Source organism: Stenotrophomonas sp. HMWF003 (assembly GCF_003061285.1).
GTDB lineage: Bacteria > Pseudomonadota > Gammaproteobacteria > Xanthomonadales > Xanthomonadaceae > Stenotrophomonas > Stenotrophomonas maltophilia_AP.
In genome coordinates this window covers 9,280-11,713 of record NZ_QAIW01000247.1, presented here as the reverse complement: position 1 = coordinate 11,713, position 2,434 = coordinate 9,280, and the positions used below count along the sequence as shown (strand labels likewise).

The following is a 2,434-nucleotide window of genomic DNA, read 5'->3' as shown; positions in this document are numbered from 1 at the left end:
GGTGCCACCCACGCCGCATCCGAGCCGAGCTGTGGCCAGCTGCCACCGCCCATCGCCAGCACCACGGCATCGGCCTGCACGTTCACCTCGCCGTCGGGCGTCTCGAAGCGCAGGGCGCCGTCGTCCGCCCAGCCGGTCCAGCGATGCTGCACATGCAGGCGCACGCCCTGTTCCTTCAGGCGGCGCACCCACCCACGCAGCAGCGGGGCGGCCTTGCGGTCCACCGGGAACACCCGGCCGGAACTGCCCACGTAGGTCTCCACGCCGAAACCCAGCGCCCAGTCGCGCAGCGCCGGGCCATCGAAATCGGCCAGCCATGCGCCCACCTCGGCGGCCCGCTCACGGTAGCGCGCCACGAACACGTCGTGCGCATCGGAGTGGGTCAGGTTCAACCCGCCCTTGCCGGCGATCAGGAACTTGCGCCCGGGCGAGCCCTTGGCCTCGTACACATCGACCTGGTGGCCGGCGGCGCGCACGGTTTCGGCCGCCATCAGCCCGGCCGGGCCACCGCCAATGATCGCCACGCGTCGCGCGGCAGTGCTGGAAACGGTCATGCAGGCCAATCAGCGCGGGGTGACGTCGAGCAGTTCAACATCGAACACCAGCGACGAACCGGGCCGGATCGGACCGGCGCCACGGTCGCCGTAGCCGTACTCGGCGGGAATCATCAACGTGCGCTTGCCGCCCACCTTCATCCCGGCGAAGCCTTCATCCCAGCCCTTGATGACCTGGCCCTGGCCGAGGTCGAAGCTGAAAGGTTCGCCACGGTCGACCGAGCTGTCGAACTTGTCGCCGTGCTTGTCGGCGGTGCGTTCGTCGTAGATCCAGCCGGTGTAATGCACGGTCACCTTGCTGCCGGGCGTGGCCTCGGCGCCGGTGCCCGGCTGGGTGTCGATCTTCTCGAACCGGGCGATGCTGCCGCCCGGCGGCGGGCCGGGCGGGGTGCAGCCGGCAAGCGCCAGCAGCATCAGGGGGGCAAGCAGATAGGAGGGCAGGCGGCGCATGGCGGCTCCGGATCGCAAAAACGGGACGCAAGGGTAGCGCATCGCCGGGCGCTATCATGGGCGCATGTCGAAACTGCTGCTCAACCTGCGCAATGTCGCGGACGATGAAATCCAGGACGTGATCGCCCTGCTGGACAAGGCGGGCATCGCCCACTACCGCACCGAACCCAGCCCGTGGGGCATCTCCTGGGGCGGAATCTGGATCCGTGACAATGAGGACCTGCCGCGCGCCAAGGCCCTGATGGCGCCCTACCAGGCGGCCCGCGGGGTGCGCGTGCGGGCCGAGCGCGAGGCGGCGCTGCGCGATGGCACCGCCGAAACGTTCGGCAGTCTGCTGCAGCGCCGGCCGCTGTTCGTGATTGCGGTGCTGCTGGGCATGGTCGCCGCAGCGGCGCTGGTGTTCCTGCCGTTCGTGCTGCTGCGCGGCTGAACCGCGGGCGGCCCGCGGTCCGGCAGCGTGGCGGCCGGCATTTATACTGCGCAAATGATCGCCAATACCGCCGCCTACCATTTCACCCCCATCGCCGACCCCGACGCGCTGTGCGCCACGCTGCTGGAGCGCGCCACCGTGGCCGGCCTGCGCGGCACCCTTCTGGTGGCGGGCGAGGGCATCAACCTGTTCCTGGCCGGCGCTGAAGCCGGCATTGCCGATTTCTACGCTGCCCTGCACGCCGACCCGCGCTTTGCCGGGCTGCGGGTGAAAACCAGCTACAGCCAGATGCAGCCGTTCGCGCGGCTCAAGGCCAAGGTCAAGCCGGAGATCATCAGCTTCCGCATCGACGATGGGCAGCCGCTTGCGTATCCGCGCGCGCCGGCGGTGGACCCGGCCACGGTGCAGCGCTGGCTGCGCCAGGGCCATGACGATGCCGGCAAGCCGGTGGTGATGCTGGACACCCGCAACACCCAGGAAATCGCCTACGGCACCTTCCAGGATGCGCTGGTGCTGCCGATCACCAAGTTCACCGACCTGCCCGATGCCCTGGCGCCGCACCGCGAGGCGCTGCGCGACAGCACCGTGGTCAGCTTCTGCACCGGCGGCATCCGCTGTGAAAAGGCTGCGTTGTGGATGCGCAACGACGGCATGGACAACGTGCTGCAGCTGGAGGGCGGCATCCTGGGGTACTTCGAGGCCGTCGGCGGCGAAGGCTACGAGGGCCGGTGCTTCGTGTTCGACGAGCGCGTGGCGCTGGATGCGCAGTTGCAGCCGCTGGTGGATCAACCCGGTACCGAAGCCGCCTGAGCGCTGCTCGGCGGGCAGGGCGCGGCGCTACCGGCGGCCGGGTAGCGCCCTCACGAACCCGAACCGCAGGAATCAGCATCCCGCCACCGGCACTGGCGGCGGGCGGTGGCCAGCCCCATCTGGAAGGGATGACTTCTGGACGGAACCCCTCCATGCAACTGTCGATTCTTGATCTGGCCCCCGTCTGCGA

At 69.6% G+C, this 2,434-nt stretch carries 4 protein-coding genes; 2 read left to right on the top strand and 2 right to left on the bottom strand.

Annotation, left to right across the window (positions count from 1 at the left end; translation table 11 throughout):
• Both DBR34_RS22600 and DBR34_RS10145 read right to left on the bottom strand, forming a co-directional pair.
• On the bottom strand, positions 1-554 hold a 554-nt coding region (locus DBR34_RS22600; protein WP_258223802.1), incomplete at its 3' end, for an NAD(P)/FAD-dependent oxidoreductase.
• A gap of 9 nt (positions 555-563) precedes the next feature.
• Positions 564-1,004 (bottom strand): FKBP-type peptidyl-prolyl cis-trans isomerase, encoded by a 441-nt coding sequence (locus DBR34_RS10145; RefSeq protein ID WP_128096698.1) that lies wholly within the window; start codon positions 1,002-1,004, stop codon positions 564-566.
• Positions 1,005-1,068: 64 nt separating this feature from the next.
• Here DBR34_RS10145 and DBR34_RS10140 point away from each other — a divergent pair, with 64 nt between their 5' ends.
• Together DBR34_RS10140 and DBR34_RS10135 are read left to right on the top strand one after the other, a co-directional pair.
• Positions 1,069-1,434: a DUF6164 family protein gene (locus DBR34_RS10140; RefSeq protein WP_128096697.1), complete on the top strand. Its 366-nt coding sequence runs from the start codon at positions 1,069-1,071 to the stop codon at positions 1,432-1,434.
• A 54-nt stretch (positions 1,435-1,488) separates the two neighbouring features.
• Positions 1,489-2,244, top strand: coding sequence for a sulfurtransferase (locus DBR34_RS10135; RefSeq protein WP_128096696.1), 756 nt, complete (start codon positions 1,489-1,491; stop codon positions 2,242-2,244).
• Positions 2,245-2,434: the final 190 nt, after the last annotated feature.

Coding starts and splice junctions, on each gene's coding strand:
- DBR34_RS10145 (WP_128096698.1), bottom strand. CDS start 1,004: ATGCGCCGCCTGCCCTCCTATCTGCTTGCCCCCCTGATGCTGCTGGCG.
- DBR34_RS10140 (WP_128096697.1), top strand. CDS start 1,069: ATGTCGAAACTGCTGCTCAACCTGCGCAATGTCGCGGACGATGAAATC.
- DBR34_RS10135 (WP_128096696.1), top strand. CDS start 1,489: ATGATCGCCAATACCGCCGCCTACCATTTCACCCCCATCGCCGACCCC.